Raw genomic sequence first — 22,561 nt, 5'->3', positions numbered from 1 at the left:
GACTTCGCTCGGGACGAACGGGGGACAGCGGCTCCGATGATCCTCACCCGCTACGAGCGCATGATCGCCCGGCGCTATCTCCTGCCGGGCAAGGGCGAGGGCTTCATCTTCCTCGTCGCCGGGATCAGCCTGGCCGCGGTGATGCTCGGAGTCGCCGCTTTGATCATCGTCATGAGCGTGATGAACGGCTTTCGCGCCGAGCTGTTCGACAAGGTGGTGGGCCTGAACGGCCATGCCGTGATCCAGGGCTATGGCGGCCGGCTCGACGATTGGCGCCCGGTGCTCGATGCGGCGCGGCGCACGCCGGGGGTCACCTCCGCCCACGCGCTGATCGAGCAGCCGTTGATGGCCACGCACGAAGGGCGGGTCGAGGCGATCCTTCTGCGTGGCATGCCGGCGCCGGACATCGCCGCCAACAGGGCGATCAACGCGAACGTGATCGCCGGTTCCATGGCCTCGCTTCGCCCCGGCAGCAACAATGTCGCGATCGGCTCGCGCCTCGCCCAATTGCTCGGCATCAGCGTCGGCGGCTCGATCACCATCATCTCGCCGCAGGGGCGGGCGACCCCCTTCGGAACCGTGCCGCGGATCGTCGACTACAACGTCACCGCGATCTTCGAGGTCGGCCTCTACGATTTCGACAAGGCCTTCGTGATCATGCCGCTGGAGGAAGCGCAGAACTTCCTTCTGATGGGCGATTCGATCGGCATGGTCGAGGTCGACACCGCCGACGCCGACCGGGTCGAGGACATCCTGGCGCCGCTTTCCGGGCAGCTCGCCAACCGGGCGATCGTCAGCGACTGGCGCTCGATGAATTCGGCCCTGTTCGAGGCGCTGCAGGTCGAGCGGGTGGTGATGTTCGTGGTCCTTTCGATCATCATCCTCGTCGCCGCGTTCAACATCCTTTCCTCGCTGATCATGCTGGTCCGCGCCAAGCATCGCGACATCGCCATCCTTCGGACGATGGGCGCCACCCGCGCGGGCGTGATGAGGATCTTCATGACGGTCGGCCTGACGATCGGCGTGCTCGGAATCCTCGCCGGCTTCGTCCTCGGCACGCTCGGCCTCTATTTCCGCCAGCCGGTCGTCGATTTCTTCCAGCGGCTCACCGGCCAAAATCTTTGGGATCCCTCGGTCCGCTTCCTCACCGAGCTTCCGGCCAAGCCCGATCCCGTAGAGGTGATGGCGATCGTCCTGATGGCGCTGGTGCTGAGCTTCATCGCCACCGTCATTCCGGCCTGGCGCGCGTCGAAGACCGATCCGGTTCAGGTGCTTCGCTATGAGTGAGGTGCTCGAAACCGCCGGACTCAGGCGCAGCTTCGTCCAGGGGGACGTCACCATCCAGGTGCTGCGCGGAATCGACCTGACGGTGCGCGCCGGCGAGATCGTGGCGCTTCTCGGCCCCTCCGGCTCGGGCAAGTCGACCTTGCTCCAGGCGGTCGGGTTGCTCGAGGGCGGCTTTGAGGGCTCGATCCGGATCGCCGGCGAGGAAGCCGCGGCGCTCGACGATTCGAACCGCACCCGGGTGCGCCGCGACACGCTCGGCTTCGTCTACCAGTTCCACCATCTGCTGCCCGATTTCAGCGCCGAGGAAAATGTCGTCATCCCGCAGCTCGTCCACGGCGCGACGACGGCCGCGGCCCGCGAGCGCGCCCGCTCGCTGCTCGGAGCGCTCGGCCTTTCCGAGCGGCTGACCCATCCGCCGAGCAAGCTTTCGGGCGGCGAGCAGCAGCGAGTCGCCGTCGCCCGGGCGCTCGCCAACCGGCCCGCTCTGGTGCTCGCCGACGAGCCCACCGGCAACCTCGACGAAGCCACCGCCGACATCGTCTTCGCCGAATTCCTCAGCCTCGTCCGCGAGGAAGGCAGCGCCGCCCTCGTCGCCACCCACAACGAGCGCATAGCGGCGAAGATGGACCGGGTGCTGAGGCTGCACGAGGGCGTGATCGAGTGAGAAACGTCCGGACGGCCCATGCCGTCCGGGTCCGTCTCGCGATCAAACCTCCTGCCAGTTGGTGCAATTGACCTGCTCCTTGATGCCGACCGACAGCTGTTCGAGGAGCTTCACGCCCTTCTGCTGCAGGCAGTTGACGAGCACGATCCGGAGCACGTTCAGGAACACGTCGAATTTCTTCTGGATCAGCAGGGCGAGGAGCGCCTCGCTGAGCGACTTTTTGAGGCAGTCGAGGATGGCGGCCATGATCTCGCCGATGGTCGGATGACAGATCTGCAGATAGTAGCTGCGCGTGCAGACCCGCTTGTAGATGTAGGGCCAGGGGATGCACACCGTCCACCATTTGACCTTGTAGCAGCGCTTGCCCCAGACCGTCTTGAATTCGGGCCAGCTGACCAGGTTCAGGAGGTGGACCTGCTGGCATGCGATCGAGACTTTCGCGGCCTCGTTGGTGTCGGCCTGGAGCGAGAAGAAATTCTCGTCGAAAAGCTCGGCTTCGGCCAGTTCGCGCGGAAGCTCGCGCGGCCGCTCGACGGCGTGCTTCTCGAAATCGATCGTGAACAGCGGGCCTTCGACTTCACCCCGTATGCCGCCGGGTCCGCCGGGTTGCTTGCTGGCCATGGAAACCTCCGTTCGATGAGTAGTGCGGCGCGAGTGGCGCCGCATAGCCAAACAGGCGCTTTCGTGAGCCGCGCTGAAGTCAGGCGGCGTCGATGGAGCGCATGTGTAGCTAGTCACGGAACATTTTTAGAGTCTAGATTGGAATCGTCCGATTCAGGTTGGAATCTCCTGAAGTAAATAGCTAGGTAATCTACAGTCAAACTGTCTGAGGTGTCCATTTCGGCGCAATCTTTCAATTCGCCAAATGCTATCCTGATTTATCGCGCTGCTTTCCGTCCCGGCTGCCAACGGCTCCGGATTCTGCCTTAACGAAAGATAGAAGCTTCGATTCGATCATGCTGTTTGGGCGGATCGGGCGGCAGGCCGGGTGAGCCGGATTCCTGTGGGCGAATCGCCGCAGGAGGCTTTCGCGCCGCCGATGAAGGCACCATAGTCGCCTCATGTCGGCCGCGCCCTACGTCCCGCTTCGAATCTTCTCCTGCTACACGATGCTCGAGGGCGCGATCGAGCCGAAGGCGATCGCCAGGCAGGCCAAAAGGCTCGATTTCCCCGCGGTGGCGCTGACCGACCGCAACGGGCTCTACGCCGCCATGCCGTTCACCGATGCCTGCATCGAGGCGGGCGTGCAGCCGATCGTCGGCGCCTTGCTCGGGGTCGCCCGGCCCGGCGCCGAGGGACGGGCGCCGCTGATCGACTGGCTCGCGCTCTACGCGCAGGACGAGACGGGCTACGTCAACCTTTGCGCGCTGGTCTCCGAAGCGCATCTCGGCCGCCCGGTCGAGGAGGAGGCCCACGTCACGTTCGACGCGCTCGAAGGGCGCACCGCGGGGCTGATCGCGCTGACCGGGGGCGGGGAGGGCGCGCTCGCCCGGCTGATCGCCGAGGAGCAGCCGTTCAACGACGTGGCCAACCGCCTGGAGCGCCTGTTCCCCGGCCGGCTCTACGTCGAGCTCAGCCGGCGCGGCGATCCGGTCGAGCAGGCCGCCGAGGCCGGGCTGATCGCGCTCGCTTATGCGCGGAACCTTCCGCTGGTGGCGACCAATCCGGCGTCTTACGCCGACGCCGACTTCCATCGCGCCCACGACGCGATGCTGTGCATCGCCCAGTCGAGCCAGATCGACCGCGACGACCGCGTTCGCTCTTCGCCCGAGGCATGGATGAAGCCTGCCGCCGACATGCGCGCCTTGTTCGCCGACCTTCCGGAGGCGATCGACAACAGCTCGGTCATCGCGCGGCGCTGCGCGGTCGGAGCGCCCAAGCGCAAGCCCATCCTCCCGTCCATCGCCGGCGATCTGGAGGCCGAGGCAAGCCAGCTCCGGGCGGACGCGAAGGCCGGCCTCGATGCGCGCCTCGCGCTCTACGACGATCTCTCGGATGAGGACCGCAAGGCCTATTTCGACCGGCTCGCCTTCGAGACCGAGATCATCATCGACATGGGCTTCGCGGCCTATTTCCTGATCGTCGCCGACTTCATCAAATGGGCCAAGGACCAGGACATTCCGGTCGGCCCGGGCCGCGGCTCCGGGGCCGGCTCGGTGGTCGCCTGGGCGCTGACCATCACCGATCTCGATCCGATCCGCCTCGGCCTGCTGTTCGAGCGCTTCCTCAACCCCGAACGCGTGTCGATGCCGGATTTCGACATCGACTTTTGCGAGACCCGGCGCGGCGAGGTGATCCGCTACGTCCAGGAGCGCTACGGGTCGGACAAGGTCGCCCAGATCATCACCTTCGGGAAATTGAAGGCGCGCGCGGTGCTCAAGGATACCGGCCGCGTCCTGCAAATGCCCTACGGCCAGGTCGACCGGCTGGCCAAGCTCATCCCCAACCATCCGACCGATCCCTGGACCTTGGAGCGGGCGCTCAACGGCGTCACCGAGCTCGCCGCCGAATATCGCAACGACGCCCAGGTCCGCCGCCTGTTCGATCTGGCGATGAAGCTCGAGGGCCTTCCCCGCCACGCCTCGACCCACGCCGCGGGCGTCGTCATCGGCGACCGCCGCCTCGACGCGCTCGTGCCGCTCTACCGCGATCCGCGCTCGGACATGCCGGTGACCCAGTTCGACATGAAATATGTCGAGGCCGCGGGGCTGGTGAAGTTCGACTTCCTCGGCCTCAAGACGCTCTCCGTGCTGCGCAAGGCAGTCGCTTTGCTCGCCAGGCGCGGAGTCGAGGTCGATCTCGACCGGCTGATGCCGTGGGACGATCCGGACGTCTACGCGCTGCTCCAGAAGGGCGACACGGTCGGCGTGTTCCAGCTCGAATCGGAAGGCATGCGCCGAACGCTGGCGGCCGTCCGCCCGTCCAATTTCGGCGACATCATCGCGCTCGTCTCGCTCTACCGGCCGGGCCCGATGGACAATATCCCGATGTTCGGCGACCGCAAGAACGGCCGCGCGCGAATCGAATATCCGCACCCTTTGCTCGAAGACGTGCTCAAGGAAACCTACGGCATCTTCGTCTACCAGGAGCAGGTGATGGAGGCGGCCAAGGTGCTTGCCGGCTACAGCCTCGGCGAGGCGGACCTGCTGCGCCGCGCCATGGGCAAGAAGATCAAGTCGGAGATGGACGCGCAGCGCGAGCGCTTCATCACCGGCTGCGCGGTCAATGCCATCGCCCGGCCGAAGGCCAACGAGCTGTTCGACCTGATCGACAAGTTCGCCGGCTACGGCTTCAACAAGAGCCACGCCGCCGCCTACGCGCTGGTCGCCTACCAGACGGCGTGGCTCAAGGCCCATTACCCGGTCGAATTCTACGCCGCCTCGATGGCTTTCGACATCCACCTCACCGACAAGCTGGCGATCTTCGTCGACGACATGCGCCGGCGCGGAGACTCGATCCTGCCCCCCTCGATCAACGCCAGCGAAGCCGACTTTTCGGTCGAGCCCCACGGCGAGGGCCACGCGGTGCGCTACGCCCTGGGCGCGCTCAAGGGGGTCGGGGAGAAGGCGATGGAGGTGCTGGTCGAGGAGCGCGATCGCGGAGGCGCCTTCCGGACGCTCGACGATTTCGCCGCCCGGATCGATCCGCGGCAGCTCAACCGCCGCCAGCTCGAAAGCCTCGCCGCCGCCGGCGCGTTCGACGGGATCGCCGAGCGCTGGGCGGCGTTCGGCGCGGCCGAGACGATCCTCTCCGCGGCATCGAGCGCGGCCGATGCGCGGGTCAGCGGGCAGGGCGGTCTGTTCGGCGAGGGCGCCGCCAATGTCGTCCCTATCCGAATGCCCGCGGCGGAGAACTGGACTCTCGCCCAGCGGATGGCCGCCGAGAAGGAGGCCTTCGGCTTCTATTTCTCCGCCCACCCGGTCGACAATTACCGCCACCTCGCGGCCGCCCACGGCGCGCGCCGCTTCGGCGACCTTTCGGCGCTCGCCGCTCCCGCCGACGGCGGCCGGACAGGCGCGGTGATGGCCGGAATGATCGAGGACGTGCGCTGGCGAACCTCGGCCAAGGGCCGCCGCTACATGATCGCCACCTTGTCCGATTCCTCCGGTCAGTTCGAAGCGACGATCTTCGACGACGCCGTGGCCGATCAGGTCGCCGCTTTCGCCAAGGACGGCCAGTGCGCCCTGCTCAGCGTCGAGCTCGACCGGCGCCCGGGCGAGGAGACGCCGCGCCTCGCCATCCGCTCGCTTCAGGGCTTCGAGGGGCTGTCGCGCCGGACTCGCCTCCAGCTCGAGGTCGAGGTCGACGATCCGGCCGCGCTCGGCGAACTGGCAGCGATCGTCCTTGCGGAGCGCGGCGGCAACGGCCAGCTCACCTGCCGCGCGGCGTGGAGCGGCGGCGAGGCGGAAATGGTGCTCGGCCGGGACTATAAGGTCGACGCCGAGCTGGCCGCGCGAATCGAACGCGTCGGCGGGATCCGCGCCGTGCGCCTGTCGGTCGCCGAGGCGCCCAGGCTTGCGCTCGTTTCGTAAGCGAATAGACTCCCGCGCATAGACGGAGCGGGAGAGTTCGAATGCTGGGCGGGATGCAGGATTTCGAGCTGCGCGTGCCGCGGCTCATCGACCATGCCGAGCGCGAGCACGGCGCTCGCGAAATCGTCACCGGCTGGGCCGACGGCAGGGTCGAGCGCACCAGCTGGGCCGGCATCGCACGCGATTCGAGGAAGCTCGCGCAAGCGCTTGAGAAGATGGGCCTGAAGCGCGGCGACCGGGTCGGCACCTTGGCCATGAACCACCATTATCACCTGATCGCCTGGTACGGCGCGATCGGCATGGGCGGCGTCATCCACACGATCAATCCGCGCCTGTTCGACGAGCAGCTCGTCTACATCGCCAACCATGCCGAGGATAAGGTCCTCTTCTACGACAAATTGTTCCAGCCGATCGTCGACCGCCTCAAGGACCAGTGGACCTCCATCGACCATTACGTCTGCTTCGACGACGGCGCGTTCCAGGCCCTGCTCGACGCCGAGGACGGCGATTATTCCTGGGTCGAGGGCTCGGAGCGCGAGCCCTGCATGCTCTGCTATACCTCGGGGACGACCGGCAATCCCAAGGGCGTTCTCTACGAGCATCGCTCCTCGGTGATCCACGCCATGGCCGAGGTCGCGCCGTCCTGCTTCGATCTTTCGCCGAGCACGGTGGCGCTGCCGATCGTGCCGATGTTCCACGCCGCGGCCTGGGGTCTTCCCTTCTCCGGAGCGATGGCCGGGATCAAGATGGTCTACGCGGCGGTCAATGATCCGGTCTTGCTCTGCCGCCTGATGAACGAGGAGAAGGTGACCCACAGCGCGGGAGTCCCGACGGTCTGGCTCTCCATGTTCCAGCATATCGACAAGACCGGCGAGATGCCGAAGCATCTTCGGATCGTCACCATCGGCGGCTCGGCGGCGCCGCGCTCGATGGTCGAGCGGCTGATGAAGACCGGTATCCGAGTCGGCCACGCCTGGGGGATGACCGAGACCTCGCCCATCGGCACGATCGGCTCGCCGCCCGCCAATTGGGAGGAATTGAGCTTCGACGAGCAGGTCGATCTCGTCTGCAAGCAGGGCCGGGTGCCCTTCGGAGTCGAGCTCCGGGTCGTCGACGACGAGGAGAAGGAACAGCCGCGCGACGGCCAGAGCTCGGGCCGCCTCCAGATTCGCGGCCCCTGGGTGATCCGCCGCTATTTTCAGGACCAGGCGGGCGATTGCGCGGGCGAGGGCAGCTGGTTCGACACCGGGGACGTCGCCGTCCTCCACCCCTGCGGCACGCTCCAGATCACCGACCGTTCCAAGGACGTGATCAAATCCGGCGGCGAATGGATCAGCTCGGTCGAGCTGGAGAATGCGGCGGTCGGCTGCCCGGGCGTCGCCGAGGCGGCGGCGATCGGCGCGCGGCATCCCAAATGGGACGAGCGGCCGCTGTTGCTGGTCGTCCGCAAGGAAGGCTCGGAGGTCGGCGCCGACGCGATCCTCGCCCATCTCGGCACGCGAGTCGCCAAATGGTGGCTTCCGGACGAAATCCTGTTCGTCGACAGCCTTCCGCACACGGCCACCGGCAAACTGCTCAAGACGGCCCTGCGCGATCGCTATCGCGACCATCTTCTCCAGACGGCATGAGCTTCTCTCCGCACCATTAATTTACCTCTGTCGGCTATCGCGCGCCGATGAGTTCGATGGGCCGGATCGAGACGTCGGCGGAGCGCCGCGCCGCCTCGCGGGCGCCGCTCGCCGCCATGTCGGCGGCAGGGGTCCGCGCGCGGCTTCGTCCCGCCCGCCTCGCGCTTGCCGATCTGGCCGGCGAATGGGACGATCTGGTCCTGCGCGCCGCCGAGCCAAACCCCTTTCACGAGCGCTGGTTCGTCGCCGCTTCGCTCGCCCATCTCGCCGGGGATCGCGACATCCGCCTGGCCGAGGTCCGCCGCGGCGCGCGCCTGATCGGCCTGCTGCCGCTGACGATCGAGCGGGGTTATGCGCATTTGCCGGTCCGCTTCGTCCAGAACTGGTATCACGACCACGCCTTTCTGGGCTCGCCGCTCGTCGCCGCGGGCGAGGAGGCCGCCTTCTGGGAGGCTCTTCTCGGCCTGCTCGACCGCGACGATTGGGCCGGTGCTTTCCTTCACCTGCGCGGATTGGCGGAGGACGGCCCCCTGTTCCGGGCGCTCGGCCGCGGCGAGGTCGTTCACCGCCGCCGCCGTGCGATGCTCGACACCCGGCTCGACCCCGGCGCCTATTTCGAGCTCGCCGTCCGCGGCAAGAAGCGCAAGGAGCTGCGCCGCCAGCGCAGCCGCCTCGGCGAGCTCGGCGATCTCGGCTTTCGCCGCCTGGCGGAAGGGTCCGAGCTCTCCGCCTGGTGCGACGATTATCTCGCTTTGGAGCGCAAGGGCTGGAAGGGCAAGGCGGGCACCGGGCTCGCGGTGGACGCCGCGGCCGAAGCCTTCTTCCGCGCCGCCGCCGCCGGGGCGTGGGAAGCGGGCCGCCTCCAGTTCCTGCGCCTCGATCTCGACGGCCGCGCCATCGCCATGCTCGCCAATTTCCTGACGCCGCCGGGCGGCTTTTCGTTCAAGACCGCGTTCGACGAGGATTATGGCCGTTTCTCGCCCGGAGTCCTCCTCCAGATCGAAAATCTGCGCATCCTCGAGGATCCCGACATAGAATGGGTCGACAGCTGCGCGATGGACCATCATTCGATGATCGACGGTCTCTGGCGCGAGCGGCGCTCCGTCGTCCGGGTCACGATTCCGCTGAAGGGCGCGCGCCGCCGCGCCGTCCATGCGCTCTGCCGCGGGCTCGAGCGCGCGTCGGCGCTGGTCAAGGGACAGCGGCCGTGACGCCCGAGCTGCTGATCGTCGTCGACACCGAGGAGGAGTTCGACTGGACGGCGCCGTTCTCGCGCGACAGCCGCGCGACCCGCTCGATCCCGGCCCAGGCGCTCGCTCACGAAATCTACCACCGTCTCGGGATCGTGCCGACCTACGCCGTCGATTACCCGGTCGCGACCGATCCGGAGGCGGTCGCGTTTCTCTCGAGCCTGCGCGACGCCGGCAGGGCCGGGATCGCCGCGCACCTCCATCCGTGGGTCACTCCGCCCTATGAGGAGGAGGTCAACGCCCGCAATTCCTATCACTGCAACCTGCCGCCGTGGCTGGAACGCGCCAAGATCGAGGCGCTGACCGGAGCGATCGAGAAGAATTTCGGCGAGGCTCCGGGCGCGTTCAAGGCCGGCCGCTACGGCTACGGGCCGAATACCGGCCGAATCCTCGCCGATCTCGGCTACCGGATCGATTGCAGCTTCGTGCCGCACAGCGATTTCTCCGGCGATGGCGGCCCCGATTTCCGCGGCCGCCCGGATCGGCCGCATTGGCTGCCGGAAGGCCTGCTCGAAATACCGCTGAGCGTCGGCTTCCTCGGCGCGATGCCCGCGCTGGGGGAACGCGCCGGCTGGCTGTTCGACAGTCCCGGCGCCGGTCGTCTGCGCCTGCCCGGCGTGCTGGCGCGCTCGGGAATCGTCGCCCGCTCGCGGCTCACGCCCGAGGGAACGCCCCCGCACGAGCAGTGCCGGCTGATCGAGGCGATGGCGGCGCGCGGCCACCGCCTTTTCAGCCTCACCTATCACAGCCCCAGCCTCGCGCCGGGCCACACGCCCTACGTCCGCGACGAGGCGGACCTCGCCGCCTTCCTCGCCGGCATCGAGCAGGTGCTGACCTTCTTCCGAGACCACATGGGCGGGCGCTTCACTACGCTCGACGGCGTCTACCGCGCCGCGCTGGAGGGCCGCGAGGCCGCCTGAGGCGGCTGCGGCGCGCGCGCCTGCTGGCCGCCGAAGGCGTCGCCGAAGAAGCTTCCCGCATACCAGCGCGGCGCTTCGGCCCCGTCGGCGATTTCCCGCGCGATCAGATAGTTGAGCTGGGCGAAGCGCGCGCCTGCCTGCCAGTTGAACGGCAAGGTCACCTCGTCGCGCGGGCTGTGATATTGATGCTCGAGGAAGTCGGTGAAATGTTCGCGCCCGCCATTGGCGAAGCCGGTCATCAGGAACACCGAAGGCACGCCCTGCTGGACGAAGCGGTAATGGTCCGATCGGGTGAACAGCCCTTCCTCGGGCAGCGGATCGGGGGACAGGCCGACATGCATCCGCGCCGCTGCGCGCTGGACGATCGCCCCCATCGTCGAATGCTCGGCGCCGAAGGCCGTCACGTCCTGGAAGTCGTAGGTCAGCACCGGCATGTCGAGATTGACGACCGAGATCACGCGTCCCTGGCCGACCACCGGATGGCGCGAGAGATATTGGGCGCCGAGCAGGCCCTTCTCCTCTGCGGTCACCGCGGCGATCAGGATCGGGCGGCGCGGGCGGTTGCCGGGCCGGCTGAACTGCCGCGCGACCTCGATCAGGGTGGCGATTCCGGTGGCGTTGTCCATCGCTCCGTTGTTGATCCGGTCGCCCTCGCCGCTGGTGCGCACGCCGATATGGTCGAGATGGGCCATCAGCAGCACATATTCATTGGCGACGCTGGGGTCGGTCCCCGGCAGGACGGCGATCACGTTCGGGCTGGAGAAGCGCGTCGTCTCGGCTGCCTCGCGAGCGAAATGAGCGGTCTGCGTGAGCGCGAAGCCGTGCGGGCGGGCGCCGGTCCGGGCGGCCTCGTCGAGCACCTGCGCGGTCGTGCGCCGCGCCCCGCGGAACAGCGCCTCGGCCGCGGCGTCGCTCATCGTGGCGCTGAACCTGAGGCCGCTGCCGTCGACGAACGGGGTTCCGTCCGCTTCGAGCCAGGTGGTGCCGGGCCGGTCGGCGAAGCGCAATGTCCGCTCCCACGGCGTCTCCGCGATATCGTGGCGGGTACGGATGGAGATCATGCCGACGGCGCCGCGCGCGGCCGCCATCCGCCTCTTGTCGCCGTTCATATGGGCGGAAACGTCGCTTGGGATACCCTCGGGAACGCCGCTCAGCACGACGACGATCTTCCCGCGCGCGTCGATGCCCTGATAGTCGTTAAAGCCGTGGCTCGGCATGTCGAGCCCGTAGCCGGCGAAGACCAAAGGCGCGTCGAGCGTCAGCGGGGCCGCCTCGGGGCTGGCCCTCACGATCATCTCGCGCCCGTGGGTGTAGGTCTGGCCGGCGACGGTCAGCGTCGGCTGGCCGTGGGTGCTGTAGCGGACGAACTCGACCGGCTGGAACCAGCCGTTGGCGGTTCCGGGCCTCAGGCCCAGCGCCTCGAACTGGGTGGCGACATAGCGCGCCGCGATGTCGTAGCCGCGAGTCCCCGCCTCGCGTCCCTCGAGCAGATCGTCGGCGAGGAACGTCACATGGGCGCGAAAGGCGTCGGCGCTGAAATCGCCGGCATTTGCCGCCGGCGCCTGCGCCATCCCGGACGCCGACAGGGAAAGCGCGGCGAGGCCGGCGAGCAACGGCTTGAACTGCATGAAAACCACCTTGGAGAGGAGAAGACTGTGCCGCTCGACTAGAACAGTTCCCCGCGCGTGGCAATGAAGCGGGGAGGGCGGCGACTTGGCTTGCCCTCGCGCCCCTCGCTGCTATAGACGCCGCCTTGCCGTGGCCGAAGCGGGCGTGGCGGAACTGGTAGACGCGCCAGGTTTAGGTCCTGGTATCGAAAGATGTGGGGGTTCGAGCCCCTCCGCCCGCACCAGCGGCCGCCCGAATCCTTGCTGACATGAAGGTTTGAAATGCAGACTGTCGAGACGTTGAACGAGGGCCTGAAGCGCGCCTTCCGGATCACCATTCCCGCCAAGGACATCGACGCCCGGGTCGATCAGGAGCTGAAGAAGGTCGCGCCTCAGGTGCGCATGCCCGGCTTCCGTCCCGGCAAGGTTCCGGCCAATCTGGTGCGCAAGATGCACGGGCCGGCGCTTCAGCAGCAGGCGCTGAACGAAGCGGTGCAGGACGGCGTCCAGCAGCTGATGACCGAGCAGAACATCCGCCCGGCGATGCAGCCCGAGGTCGCGCTCGAAGAGGGCGGCGACGCCGGCACCGACGCGGTCGTCACCGTCGCGCTCGAGGCGCTCCCCGACGTGCCCGAGGCGAAGATCGAGGGCCTCAAGATCGAGCGCCTGACGGTCGAGGCCGACGAGGCCGCGGTCGACCAGGCCGTGGCGCGTCTCGCCGAAGGCCAGAAGAGCTACGATCCCGCCCCGGCCAAGCACAAGGCCGAAAAGGGCGACCTCGTGATCATGGATTTCGAGGGCAAGGTCGACGGCGAGCCCTTCGAGGGCGGCAAGGGCGAGGGCATGTCGGTCGAGCTCGGCTCGGGCCGGCTGATCCCGGGCTTCGAGGACCAGCTCGTCGGCGCCAGGGCGAACGACGCGCTGACCATCAAAGTCACCTTCCCCGAGGATTATAACGTCGACTATCTCAAGGGCCGCCCGGCGACCTTCGACGTGGTCGTGGGCGAGGTCCAGACGCCCAGGGAAATGAAGGCGGACGACGCCTTCGCCAAGTCGATGGGCCTCGAAGGCATCGATCAGCTGCGCGGCCTTTTGAAGGGCCAGGTCGAGCAGGAGCTGAACGGCCTCACCCGCACCCATATGAAGCGCCAGCTTCTCGACCAGCTCGCCTCCGCCCACGATTTTCCGGTTCCGGAATCGATGGTCGAGGCCGAGTTCGGCCAGATCTGGCAGCAGCTCGAGCACGAGGCGACCCACGAGGAAGACCCGAAGGCCGCGCGCGAGGAGATGGAGAAGGAGCGCGGCGAATATCGCGCCATCGCCGAGCGCCGCGTCCGCCTCGGCCTGCTGCTCTCGGAGATCGGCCAGAAGAACGGCATCCAGATCAGCCCGCAGGAGATGAACCAGCTGATCATGCAGGCCGCCCAGCAATACCGCCCCGACCAGCGCCAGCAGTTCGCCGAATATGTCCGCGGCGACGCAATGGCCCAGGCGCAGCTCCGCGCGCCTTTGTTCGAGGACAAGGTGGTCGACTTCCTGTTCGGCACCGCCGAAATCACCGAGCGCTCGACGACCCGCGAGGCGCTCGAGGCGGCGATCGAGTCCGAGGAAGGGCACGTCCACGGCCCCGGCTGCGGCCACGATCACGATCATGGCGCCAAGCCGGCCAGGAAGCCTGTCCCGAGCAAGGTCGAGGGAGCCGCCGCGAAGAAGCCCGCCGCCAAGGCCGGGGCCGCGGAGAAGCCGGCGAAGAAGGCTGCGCCTGCCAAGGCGGACGCCGCGCCGGCTAAGAAGCTTGCGGCCAAGAAGGCTCCCGCCAAAAAGGCGTAATCCTTCGATACGGGCTCTCGCCAGGCTCGATCCCTACTCAGGATGAGCGGATAGGGCTTAATTTATTCGCTCATGCTGAGTAGGCATTGAGCGAAGTCGAAATGCCGTATCGAAGCACGGCCGACGTCGAACGGGGGCGGGAATGCCGATCGAGATCTCCGAACTCCGCGTCGCGGTCCTGCTCCCCTGCTATAACGAGGAAGCCGCGATCGCGCAGACGGTCGCGGCGTTCCGCGCCGCGCTCCCCGGGGCCGCGATCTACGTCTACGACAATAACAGCTCGGACGACACCCGCGAGGTTGCGGCCCGGGCCGGCGCCATCGTCCGCTCGGAGAAGATGCAGGGCAAGGGCCATGTCGTGCGCCGAATGTTCGCCGACGTCGAGGCCGACATCTACGTCATGGCCGACGGCGATTCGACCTACGACGCGTCGGCCGCCCCCGCTTTGGTCGCCAAATTGCTCGACGAGCAACTCGACATGGTCGTCGGCGCGAGGCGGACGCCGGCCGAGCGGGAAGGCGAGGCCTATCGCGCCGGCCACGTGCTCGGCAACAGGCTCTTCACCGGGCTCCTCGCCGGCCTGTTCGGGCGCAGCTTCACCGACATCTTCTCCGGCTACCGCATCTTCTCGCGCCGCTTCGCCAAGTCCTTCCCGGCGCTCTCGCGCGGCTTCGAGACCGAGACCGAAATCAGCGTCCACGCGCTCGAATTGGTCATGCCGGTCGGCGAGGTCGAGACCGATTACGGCGCCCGCCCGGAAGGCTCGGTCTCCAAGCTCTCGACCTACCGCGACGGCTGGCGGATCCTCAAGACCATCCTCCACCTCTACCGGATCGAGCGCCCGGTCCTGTTCTACGGCAGCTTCAGCCTGTTCCTCGCCGCGCTGGCGATCGTCCTCGCGGTGCCGCTGGTCGTCACCTACGTCCAGACCGGCCTCGTCCCCCGCTTCCCGACCGCGATCCTGGTCACCGGCCTGATGATCCTCGCCTTCCTCGCCTTCTTCACCGGCCTGATCCTCGACACGGTGGTGCGCGGGCGGCGCGAGGTCAGGCGGCTTCATTATCTCGGCCTGCCGGCGCCGGGCGCGGAGCGCTAGGGCCGGCGCCGGGAACGCGGGCCTGCTGAAGCTGGCGCGCGGTTACCTGATCCGACGCCCCGCCGGCGAGCCTTCAGCGCCCGTCACCGCGGCGGCGCGTGAGCCACGCACCAGGATGCCGCGGCCTGACGCAGCGGCGGCGGCGTGGGGGCGAGCGGGTTGACGCTGCTGCCGATCATCTGCCGGGCGCCGGCCTCGCCGAGCCGGCGGACCAGGCGGGCGCGCCACGCATCGCCGGCGTGGTCGACGGCCGAACGCTGGCGCCTCGTCGCCGAAGGGCGATAGAGGCCGAGGAGGACGACGCATTCCTCGGGCTCGAGCCGCCGGCCCGGCCGCAGCTGGGCGGCGAGCTGCGGGTCGTCGATGCTCCGCCAGGCCCGCTCGATCGCGGCGCTCGGCGGAGCGGGGATGGTCGGCGGGTGCGACGCAGTTGCTGAGGCAGCAGCCCCGAGCATGGCGACGGCAGCGAGGCCGCGAAGGCCGAAAAAGCCCCGGATCAGCAGGGCGGGAAGGATCGGAACGCGCGACATCCACATCCCGCACCCGTGCGACGATTCGATGCGACCGGCAACCCGCTGCCGCCCCTCTGCGAACCAGATCGGTGAGCTATGTTGACAAAGCAAGAACAATACGGCACATGTAGGGAACTTCGGGAGGTGCGACTCACATGGCCGCAAAGAAAAGCGCCCGCCGCGGGCCGCCGGGGCGCGGGCGCCGCGCGTCGGGCAAGGACGGGCCTCAGATCATCCACAGCGCCGGCGCGCGCTGGACCGACGAGGCGGAAAGCCTCTTCCTCGACACGCTCGCCGCCACCAACAACGTCCGCCTCGCCGCCGAGAAGGCTGGCTTCAGCAGGGAGGCGATCTACGCCCGCGCCCGCCGCGATCCGGATTTCGCCGAGAAGAAGGCCCATGCCCGAGCGATCGGCTGCGGCCGCATCGAGGACGGGCTGTTCCAGGCCGCCGACCATGTCCTCTCGGGCAAGCCGCCGCCGCCCGAATGCCCTTGGCCGAACATGAGTGTCCAGGAGGCGATCGCCATCGCCAAATTGAACCGCCCGGCTTTGGCGGGGGAGGGCCGCCGCCCGGCCTGGCCGGCCCGCCGCCGAAGCCTCGCCGAGGTCCACGAATCGATCCTCGCCAAGCTCTCGGCGATCGCGAGGCAGCGTGGGCTCCTCTAGCCACCGGCGCCCTGGCCGCCGGCTTCCCGAACCGTGGCACCGCGCGCCCCGCTTCCCGCGCGGCACCGGAATCCTCCATATCCTGCTCGACGCCCCTCCGGACGTGCGCGAGGCGATGGTCCGCGCGCTCGGGCCCGAGGACGCCGACGCCCTCGACGGCGATTTCGAAAGCTGGGCCCACGAGGGCCAGCTCCCGCCCGAGAAACGCGAGGATGGCGCCGACTGGTCGACCTGCGTCGTCATGGGCGGCCGCGGCTTCGGCAAGACCTTCGCCGGCGCCAAGTGGATCGAGCAGCAGGTCGCGGCGGCTGCTCCCGGCACGCGCCTGCGCATCGCCCTCGTCGGCGCCACGCTGGCCGAAGCCCGCCGCGTGATGGTCGAGGGGCCGAGCGGCTTGCTCGAGGTCGCCGGCCACTGCATCCGCGAATGGCGCCCGAGCCACGGCCTCGTCCGTTTCCGCGGCGGCGCCGAGGCCCAGCTCTTCTCGGGCCACTCGCCCGAATTGCTCCGCGGCCCCCAGCACCACCTCGCCTGGTGCGACGAGCTCGCCAAGTGGGAGAAGGCGCAGGAGACCTGGGACATGCTCCAGCTCGGCCTTCGCCTCGGCGAGGATCCCCGCGCGATCGTCACCACCACCCCGCGCCCTGGCCCGGTGCTGACGGCGATCATGGCCGCCCCGGACACGGTGGTGATCGGCGGCCCGACCCACCGCAACCCCCACAACAGCGAGCGCTGGAACCGGCGCATGCAGTCCCTCTACGCCGGCACCCGCCTGGGGCGCCAGGAACTCGGCGGCGAGCTGCTCGCGGATTCGCCGGGGCAATTGTGGACGGTGGAATTGCTGGAGACGTGCCGGCGCCCATCCTCCCCCCACTGGGGGGAGGGTCGACTCGCCGAAGGCGAGCGGGGAGAGGGGGACCCCAAGCCTCCGCACCCTATGCCCGCCGCCCCAGCCCCTCTCTCCAACTCTCTCCCCGGAGGGGAGAGAGGGCGCTTCACTCGCATCGTCATCGGCGTCGATCCCCCCGCCGCCGGCGGCACCTGCGGCATAATCGTCTGCGCCAGGGACAGCGAGGGCAGGGCCCACGTCCTCGCCGATCACAGCGTCACCGGCCGCACCCCCGAAGGCTGGTCCCGAGCGGTGGCCGACGCGGCAAGGATCTGGAGCATGGTCCCCGGCGAAGGCCGGGGCCCAGGCCCCGAAGGGGCGCGGCAGCCCAGTCCCGAGGAGGATGACCCCGGATCGCCACGCCGCGTTTATCCTGATCGCCTGCGAGGCAGTCGAAGCGCCGGCAACGAGGGCAAGAAGCGCTCCCACCCCATCCCCATCCTCATCGTCGCCGAACAAAACCAGGGCGGCCGAATGGTCGAAGCCATCCTCCACACCGCCGACCCGAAACTGCGAGTCCGCCCGGTGACCGCGACGCTTTCCAAGGCCGAGCGCGCGGCCCCGGTGGCGATGCTGTTCGAGGCCGGCAAGGTGGTGCTTCACGGGCGCTTTCCGGAGCTGGAGGCGGAGCTTTGCGGGATTATTGCCGGCGCTGATTACGAGGGCCCTGGCAAGAGCCCGGACCGGGCCGATGCGATGGTGTGGGCACTCACCGAACTGATGCTAGGCGTCCAGCGCGAGCCACGCGTGCGAGCGCTGTAGCGCCGAGCCGCTCCCCTTCGTCATCCCGGACTTGATCCGGGATCCACTTTATCTTCCGCGAAGCAAACCGCAGCTTGGGCGTAGAGCCGCGGCACGCCCGGCCGGCGGGGCGCTCCGTTTCAGCGGAGCGAACCCGTTTGCCTGTCCCGGACTGGATCCGGGATCACGGCACAATGGTGCCTTGACGGTTCTCCAGCGCCGAGCAGCGCCCCTCGATCCTCGCCCCCCGGCTTGATCGGGCTCCAGCTTTCCCCTTACCGAGCAAGCAGGAGTGTCGTCATGAATCCGCGTTTCGCCCGCCTTGTGCTTTGCGTCCTCGCCGCTCTGCCGGCCGCGTGCGCGCCGGCTCCACCGCCCGCGCCGCCGCCGCCGCTCCCCTATGTCGAGCCGCGCCCGAGCGGGTTCGGCCCCGAGCGGACCTTCACCGGAACGCTCGTGCTCGGCTTCGAGCGGCAGTCGCTCGATCATTGCTGGCTCGATTTCACCGGCACGGCGGTGGCGGACCTGACCCGGCTCGCCCCGAGCCCCGCTTTGGACAGCCAGACCGCGCCCTACAGCGCCGAAGTGACGCTCGTCGGCCGCGAGCGGCACATGATCGTGGCGCAGGGTTATCCTCCGCCACCCGTCGGCTTCGGCCACCTCAGCCAATATCCCTGCCTGATCGAGGCCCGGCAGATCATTGCGGCGCGGTTGCTGCCGTAGCGCCGAGCGTAAGCACGTCTTTGCGCAGCAAAGGCGTGCTTAGGCGAAGAGCCGCGCAGGCGCGGCCGGCGGGGCGGCGGACAGTAAGTTCGCGGAGCCCGTTCGACGTCACGGGACAATGGTCCCGAGGCGGGTTCGAGATGTGCGAGCCGAGCCTCATCACAAGCGGTTGTGAAACTGAGATGGCCACCCCAAATCTGGGAAGCGCAATGCAGAAATAGAGGGAAAGCGACCTTGGCTTGTTCAAGAGGGAGGGCAAATCCGAACCAGCCCACTCGGCTGCGGCTTTTTGCGGACTCTGCTGGCTTTTGCCAGAACCCTGGATGCTCGCGGGAACTGTTCACTGAGCTGCCGTCAGGCCACGTCCACATTGGCGAACTCGCTCACATATTCGCCGCCAGCGACGCTGGCCCCCGGGGCAATACGGAACTGTCTGAGGAAGAACGGGGTACGTACGAAAATCTCATTCTTCTCTGCGCCAACTGCCACACAATCATCGACAAAGCTCCGGACGATTTCCCCGATGCTTTGATCCGGCATTGGAAGCGCGAACGGGTCGAGAGATTGGCGGGACTCTTTGGAGCGACCAAACTGGCATCGCGGGAAGAGGTACGACGCCTCATTGAACCGCTTATGCTCGAGAGCAAACACATCCTGGACGAATACGGCCCGAATACCGACGCGCGGTACGATAGCGAAGGAAACGCGCGAGAGGTGTGGACGCGAAAAATGTTGACACGAATCTTGCCCAACAATCGCAAGATCATTGCGGTGTTAGACGCTAATATCGATCATATGAAGGGTGATGAGCGAGCCGTGCTTGAGGCCTTCCGCCAGCACGTTGACGATCTCGCTGCCCGCCACCTTGAAGATGTTACCGGTGGCAGGCAGTACCCGAGCGGGATGCAGGTCATTATGGAGGGTGACTGATGGGCGGAGGACCCGCAGCATGGGTATCCAAGGTGCTCGCGGAAGATGATTTCGCGACCACTCAGCTTGGGTCGAATCTCATCGAGATCGAGCGCACGCCTCAATCGACGTTTCAGTTGGGAGTGATCTCTTCCGTTCGCGTCGGCCATCAGGATGTCGCACAATTTCTCGATGGCAGTTCCGACCCGAGCTTCGTCGTAAATATTCCAAGAGAGGCTATTTGGACCGGCGAGGCGATCGAGGCGCTGCAAAATGCAAACATCGCGTTCGGCGGGATGGGAGATATCCACCGCGCAATCTGCGAAACCGACCCCCGTACCTACGTTTTCAGAGAATATGCCTATGTCGAGCGTCGACTTCGACAGCACCGCTCGGTGACGCACATAACTCGTCTTTTTGACCGCGTTTGGCGGGTGCAGCGGGGACGCGGTGATGTGCTCGATATTGCGATCTCAAACGAGTATGATTTGACCGCTGATGAAGTCCGTACGCTTTGGGATCGTTACGGTAGTTTCGACGCCCTGTTTCATACCAACAATCTGGGCCGTATCACCACGCAGGCCCGGGAAGCAGCGCGAGATCTAGAGGTGGAACTCGTCGAATCTCGCGGACTTTCGGACCTGCTGCGTCGGTGACGCTCGAATCCCTTTTGGCTGATGTCGCTGCGGCTGTGTCCGTCGTCGCGCCTAGGGCATCCACAAAGGGTTATCTCTTCGGCTCCGCACTGCGGCCGAGTTTTCGCTGGACTGATGTCGATATCTTGATCGTTTGCGATAACGCTGAAGATATTGCACGAATGCGAGCCTTGCTTATGCCCGTATGTGCTGCCGCGCCGGTCGATCTGCTGCTCATGTCATCTGCGGAAGAAGCCGAACTGAATTTTGTATCCGGCCAAGGCTGCCGACTACTATTCAAATTTTCCCCCTAGCTGGCATCGACAAGGGTGTTTGGATGGGCGCGCAACGGAAAACCTAAAAAGAAATTTCGTCGTCTTCGTCAGGATCTTCAATCTCGTCAATCCAGCCTTCTCGTGCGAATCCGACCGTAAAGCTCGACATGAACCGATCGTAGTGCTCGGCCCCGTCCAACTGAAAGCGATCGCTGTGGGGGTGGGTCGGCACGTATCGGATATCCCAATGTGTGAGATACCACATTCCCGAGTCGTCTTGATGGAGTCCCATTCCGGACTGCAATACCTTATTTAATGCCGCCGGCTTGATAGTCGATGCCACATCGTCATGAGGATACAGATAGTCTGCAAAGACGCTGAACTGTTCGTGCTTGTCGTCGAAGTATACTGCTCTAAGGCGAATATAGTGCTGAGAATCCCCGTCTCCTGGAAGGGCTATGGATTCGAGCTTGGAAGCGATAAATTCGACTTCGCGAAGATCTGGAAAAGCATGACCAATCCTGCAGTTCAAATATAGGAAGTAGTCCTTATAATAGGCGGCCCAAACAGACGGCGACTGAGTCGCGAAAATCTTCCAAGGCTGGCTCTTGGCGCTTTCAGGTAGAAATTGGTGTATAAGGGGAAAGAGTTCTGGAACATTGAGGCGTCTCTCAATTTCGACTCCATCCCAGAAGCTGGTTAGGACGGAGCCTTCCGATTGAAGCTCTTCCAGTCGTTTTACAACCCCGGAAGTGGGCTGTGTTGAACACGCCAAAAGGAAGCCGGCGGCGCCCACAGCTTTGCAGGCGTCCGTTATGTCTGTGACGTCGCTTACGCCGACGGACCCACCACCATGCGCCTTGTGTTTACAACTGACCAACCACTTGCGTGAGAAGGGAGCCAGCAGTCCTTGGACCTTTTCTGTGGCTACTAGATCGCGTCCTCCGTCTGCACCGACGCCGGTCCAATGAACCTCAAAGCCGCTACGGATGAGCATTTCACGTACAAGCTGCTCGAAACGTACGCCATCCGCTGGGAGTTCGATAAAGTTAAGCATCTTGTTTGAGTCGCGCCAGAAGGGGCGTGAGTCAACGCCAACTCATTTGGACGATGGCGCTCTCGGTCTTGGCGCGACTAAAGTTGCTGCAACTGAGGTAGGGTCGAGCTATCGGCAAGGCCCAAAGGGCGGAATGGCCTTCGCTGACTAAGCCTATCCTAGCCTCATTGATCCCAGAAGCTCAGCATCTTCCGCGACCGTGACGGATGCTCCTGCGTCATGCTCGCCAGTCCCCCGGACTGGCTGCGCGTGCCGCATCCGCAACGCCTTGGCCTCGACAAGCGGAAGAGCCTTGCGTGAAGTGCTCAGGGCTGCCCCCGGCAGCCGCTGCGCTCGGTCACTGATCGAGGAAGGAGCGCATCTTTCGGCTGCGCGAAGGGTGCTTGAGCTTGCGCAAGGCTTTGGCTTCAATCTGCCGGATCCGCTCCCTCGTCACCGAGAATTGCTGCCCGACCTCCTCGAGCGTGTGATCGGTGTTCATCCCGATCCCAAACCGCATCCGAAGCACGCGCTCCTCGCGCTCACGCCGCCCGGTCCAGCCGGTCGCTCAGCCACATCGTGATCAGCGCCTGGCGCGTGACGCCGCGCCGCTTCGCCTCGCGATCGAGCCGCGCCACCATTCCGGTCGGCAGATTGAACCCGACCCGAACGCGCCTCAGCATTTCTTCAGTCGGATAATCATCGCCTGCCATCCTTCCCTCCTTTGCGCCTTCGCGGCTTCGCGTGAGACCGACAACCGATCTCACCGCAGGCCCGAACTCAAGAGGTTATCTCACGCAAAGACGCTAAGACGCAAAGAAAAGCCTATTGGTCCAAAAAGCTGTGCATCTTCCGCGACCGGCTCGGATGCCTCAGCTTCTCAGCGCCTTCGCCTCGATCCTCCTACGGGACATCGATCCGGCGCCCGGCGGCTTCGGCGGTCAGCCTCGTGCGCATCTCGTCGGTGCACACATCGTGGTCTTGCTCCATCGCCGCCGTCGTCCATTCCTGGCTGATTCCATGGAGAAGGCCGACAAAGGCCATCGGCTTGCCCCGGTAGCGCCGGCGAAGGGCCTGCATGTAGGGCAGGTAGCTGAGGTTCTGCCAGTCCAGCCCGCAATACGCCATCCGGCCGGTCAATATGCCGCGCTCGATCGTCTGTGCTTCGAGCGCTCGTGGCACGATCGGCCGGGACCGTTCGGCCTCGGTTTCAGGCGGGACATTCGATCCATCTTCAAGTCGGGCCATCGGCAGGGCTTCGCGCGCGAGCGCCGCCATCTGTTCAACCAGATCGGCCGGTAGCTCGCTTTCCTGAGCCCAAGTCGGCGCGGCCGCGAAAAGCATCGCGCCGAGGGTCAG

19 protein-coding genes, 1 tRNA gene and 1 pseudogene are annotated in these 22,561 nt (G+C 66.5%); 15 read left to right on the top strand and 6 right to left on the bottom strand.

The features are described 5' to 3' along the window. Positions 1–36: 36 nt before the first annotated feature. Both E6G92_05290 and E6G92_05285 read left to right on the top strand, forming a co-directional pair. Positions 37–1,287, top strand: a complete 1,251-nt coding sequence (locus tag E6G92_05290) for a lipoprotein-releasing ABC transporter permease subunit (protein ID TMJ19217.1) — start codon at positions 37–39, stop codon at positions 1,285–1,287. After that, positions 1,280–1,951 (top strand): ABC transporter ATP-binding protein, encoded by a 672-nt coding sequence (locus E6G92_05285; GenBank protein ID TMJ19216.1) that lies wholly within the window; start codon positions 1,280–1,282, stop codon positions 1,949–1,951. Before E6G92_05290 ends, E6G92_05285 begins: the two co-directional genes overlap by 8 nt. A 42-nt stretch (positions 1,952–1,993) precedes the next feature. Here the strand turns inward: E6G92_05285 and E6G92_05280 are convergent, their stop codons facing one another. Beyond that, the gene (locus tag E6G92_05280; protein ID TMJ19215.1) at positions 1,994–2,572 is read right to left on the bottom strand and encodes a hypothetical protein; all 579 of its coding nucleotides are present in this window, start codon (positions 2,570–2,572) and stop codon (positions 1,994–1,996) included. Positions 2,573–3,012: 440 nt separating this feature from the next. Here E6G92_05280 and dnaE point away from each other — a divergent pair, with 440 nt between their 5' ends. The 4 genes from dnaE to E6G92_05260 are packed head-to-tail and all read left to right on the top strand — an operon-like array spanning position 3,013 to position 10,281. Continuing rightward, on the top strand, positions 3,013–6,483 hold the full coding sequence (gene dnaE, locus E6G92_05275; protein TMJ19214.1) for a DNA polymerase III subunit alpha: 3,471 nt from the start codon (positions 3,013–3,015) through the stop codon (positions 6,481–6,483). A 41-nt stretch (positions 6,484–6,524) separates the two neighbouring features. Continuing rightward, complete coding sequence (locus tag E6G92_05270; protein ID TMJ19213.1) at positions 6,525–8,111, top strand: long-chain fatty acid--CoA ligase; 1,587 nt, start codon at positions 6,525–6,527, stop codon at positions 8,109–8,111. A gap of 47 nt (positions 8,112–8,158) precedes the next feature. Continuing rightward, positions 8,159–9,322, top strand: coding sequence for a GNAT family N-acetyltransferase (locus E6G92_05265; GenBank protein ID TMJ19212.1), 1,164 nt, complete (start codon positions 8,159–8,161; stop codon positions 9,320–9,322). Next, positions 9,319–10,281, top strand: coding sequence for a glycosyltransferase (locus E6G92_05260; protein ID TMJ19211.1), 963 nt, complete (start codon positions 9,319–9,321; stop codon positions 10,279–10,281). The genes E6G92_05265 and E6G92_05260 overlap by 4 nt, the downstream gene beginning before the upstream one ends. On the opposite strand, the gene E6G92_05255 is transcribed toward E6G92_05260, so the two are convergent. Continuing rightward, a complete protein-coding gene (locus tag E6G92_05255; protein TMJ19210.1) occupies positions 10,245–11,909 on the bottom strand; it encodes a M20/M25/M40 family metallo-hydrolase in 1,665 nt (554 codons plus the stop codon). The two genes, E6G92_05260 and E6G92_05255, sit on opposite strands and share 37 nt — an antisense overlap. 139 nt (positions 11,910–12,048) lie before the next feature. Here E6G92_05255 and E6G92_05250 point away from each other — a divergent pair. The 3 genes from E6G92_05250 to E6G92_05240 all read left to right on the top strand — a co-directional run bounded on the left by E6G92_05250 (position 12,049) and on the right by E6G92_05240 (position 14,814). After that, positions 12,049–12,133, top strand: a tRNA-Leu gene (locus E6G92_05250). 37 nt (positions 12,134–12,170) lie between these two features. After that, complete coding sequence (locus tag E6G92_05245) at positions 12,171–13,718, top strand: trigger factor (protein ID TMJ19209.1); 1,548 nt, start codon at positions 12,171–12,173, stop codon at positions 13,716–13,718. A gap of 142 nt (positions 13,719–13,860) precedes the next feature. Beyond that, entirely contained in the window at positions 13,861–14,814 is a 954-nt protein-coding gene (locus E6G92_05240; GenBank protein TMJ19208.1) for a glycosyltransferase, read from the top strand. An 83-nt stretch (positions 14,815–14,897) separates the two neighbouring features. On the opposite strand, the gene E6G92_05235 is transcribed toward E6G92_05240, so the two are convergent. Further along, positions 14,898–15,344: a hypothetical protein gene (locus tag E6G92_05235; GenBank protein ID TMJ19207.1), complete on the bottom strand. Its 447-nt coding sequence runs from the start codon at positions 15,342–15,344 to the stop codon at positions 14,898–14,900. A gap of 137 nt (positions 15,345–15,481) precedes the next feature. Between E6G92_05235 and E6G92_05230 the strand changes: the two genes are divergently transcribed. From E6G92_05230 to E6G92_05205, 6 genes are all read left to right on the top strand, one after another. Further along, positions 15,482–15,994 carry a hypothetical protein gene (locus E6G92_05230; protein ID TMJ19206.1) on the top strand — a complete coding sequence of 171 codons (513 nt, stop codon included), beginning with the start codon at positions 15,482–15,484 and terminating at the stop codon, positions 15,992–15,994. Next, the gene (locus tag E6G92_05225) at positions 15,981–17,645 is read left to right on the top strand and encodes an ATP-binding protein (GenBank protein TMJ19205.1); all 1,665 of its coding nucleotides are present in this window, start codon (positions 15,981–15,983) and stop codon (positions 17,643–17,645) included. Before E6G92_05230 ends, E6G92_05225 begins: the two co-directional genes overlap by 14 nt. 279 nt (positions 17,646–17,924) lie before the next feature. Then, complete coding sequence (locus tag E6G92_05220) at positions 17,925–18,347, top strand: hypothetical protein (GenBank protein TMJ19204.1); 423 nt, start codon at positions 17,925–17,927, stop codon at positions 18,345–18,347. Between the two features lie 234 nt (positions 18,348–18,581). Next, positions 18,582–19,277 carry a hypothetical protein gene (locus E6G92_05215; GenBank protein TMJ19203.1) on the top strand — a complete coding sequence of 232 codons (696 nt, stop codon included), beginning with the start codon at positions 18,582–18,584 and terminating at the stop codon, positions 19,275–19,277. Then, complete coding sequence (locus E6G92_05210) at positions 19,277–19,912, top strand: hypothetical protein (GenBank protein TMJ19202.1); 636 nt, start codon at positions 19,277–19,279, stop codon at positions 19,910–19,912. Before E6G92_05215 ends, E6G92_05210 begins: the two co-directional genes overlap by 1 nt. Further along, a complete protein-coding gene (locus tag E6G92_05205; GenBank protein TMJ19201.1) occupies positions 19,909–20,205 on the top strand; it encodes a nucleotidyltransferase domain-containing protein in 297 nt (98 codons plus the stop codon). Before E6G92_05210 ends, E6G92_05205 begins: the two co-directional genes overlap by 4 nt. Positions 20,206–20,248: 43 nt before the next feature. On the opposite strand, the gene E6G92_05200 is transcribed toward E6G92_05205, so the two are convergent. The 3 genes and pseudogenes from E6G92_05200 to E6G92_05190 form a co-directional block, all read right to left on the bottom strand. Then, a complete protein-coding gene (locus tag E6G92_05200; protein ID TMJ19200.1) occupies positions 20,249–21,223 on the bottom strand; it encodes a restriction endonuclease in 975 nt (324 codons plus the stop codon). 337 nt (positions 21,224–21,560) lie between these two features. Continuing rightward, positions 21,561–21,743, bottom strand: a pseudogene (locus E6G92_05195) (RNA polymerase subunit sigma-70). A 362-nt stretch (positions 21,744–22,105) separates the two neighbouring features. Beyond that, positions 22,106–22,546 (bottom strand): hypothetical protein, encoded by a 441-nt coding sequence (locus E6G92_05190; protein ID TMJ19199.1) that lies wholly within the window; start codon positions 22,544–22,546, stop codon positions 22,106–22,108. Positions 22,547–22,561 lie beyond the last annotated feature (15 nt).

It is taken from the genome of Alphaproteobacteria bacterium (assembly GCA_005883305.1).
GTDB lineage: Bacteria > Pseudomonadota > Alphaproteobacteria > Sphingomonadales > Sphingomonadaceae > Allosphingosinicella.
This window is presented reverse-complemented; position numbering and strand designations above follow the sequence as displayed.

What these genes read in the sequence shown, in the direction of transcription:
- E6G92_05265 (TMJ19212.1), top strand. Translation starts at nt 8,159, where the DNA reads ATGAGTTCGATGGGCCGGATCGAGACGTCGGCGGAGCGCCGCGCCGCC.
- E6G92_05200 (TMJ19200.1), bottom strand. Translation starts at nt 21,223, where the DNA reads ATGCTTAACTTTATCGAACTCCCAGCGGATGGCGTACGTTTCGAGCAG.
- E6G92_05190 (TMJ19199.1), bottom strand. Translation starts at nt 22,546, where the DNA reads ATGCTTTTCGCGGCCGCGCCGACTTGGGCTCAGGAAAGCGAGCTACCG.
- E6G92_05285 (TMJ19216.1), top strand. Translation starts at nt 1,280, where the DNA reads ATGAGTGAGGTGCTCGAAACCGCCGGACTCAGGCGCAGCTTCGTCCAG.
- E6G92_05240 (TMJ19208.1), top strand. Translation starts at nt 13,861, where the DNA reads ATGCCGATCGAGATCTCCGAACTCCGCGTCGCGGTCCTGCTCCCCTGC.
- E6G92_05290 (TMJ19217.1), top strand. Translation starts at nt 37, where the DNA reads ATGATCCTCACCCGCTACGAGCGCATGATCGCCCGGCGCTATCTCCTG.
- E6G92_05235 (TMJ19207.1), bottom strand. Translation starts at nt 15,344, where the DNA reads ATGTCGCGCGTTCCGATCCTTCCCGCCCTGCTGATCCGGGGCTTTTTC.
- E6G92_05270 (TMJ19213.1), top strand. Translation starts at nt 6,525, where the DNA reads ATGCTGGGCGGGATGCAGGATTTCGAGCTGCGCGTGCCGCGGCTCATC.
- E6G92_05245 (TMJ19209.1), top strand. Translation starts at nt 12,171, where the DNA reads ATGCAGACTGTCGAGACGTTGAACGAGGGCCTGAAGCGCGCCTTCCGG.
- E6G92_05255 (TMJ19210.1), bottom strand. Translation starts at nt 11,909, where the DNA reads ATGCAGTTCAAGCCGTTGCTCGCCGGCCTCGCCGCGCTTTCCCTGTCG.
- dnaE (TMJ19214.1), top strand. Translation starts at nt 3,013, where the DNA reads ATGTCGGCCGCGCCCTACGTCCCGCTTCGAATCTTCTCCTGCTACACG.
- E6G92_05230 (TMJ19206.1), top strand. Translation starts at nt 15,482, where the DNA reads ATGGCCGCAAAGAAAAGCGCCCGCCGCGGGCCGCCGGGGCGCGGGCGC.
- E6G92_05210 (TMJ19202.1), top strand. Translation starts at nt 19,277, where the DNA reads ATGGGCGGAGGACCCGCAGCATGGGTATCCAAGGTGCTCGCGGAAGAT.
- E6G92_05220 (TMJ19204.1), top strand. Translation starts at nt 17,925, where the DNA reads ATGAATCCGCGTTTCGCCCGCCTTGTGCTTTGCGTCCTCGCCGCTCTG.
- E6G92_05280 (TMJ19215.1), bottom strand. Translation starts at nt 2,572, where the DNA reads ATGGCCAGCAAGCAACCCGGCGGACCCGGCGGCATACGGGGTGAAGTC.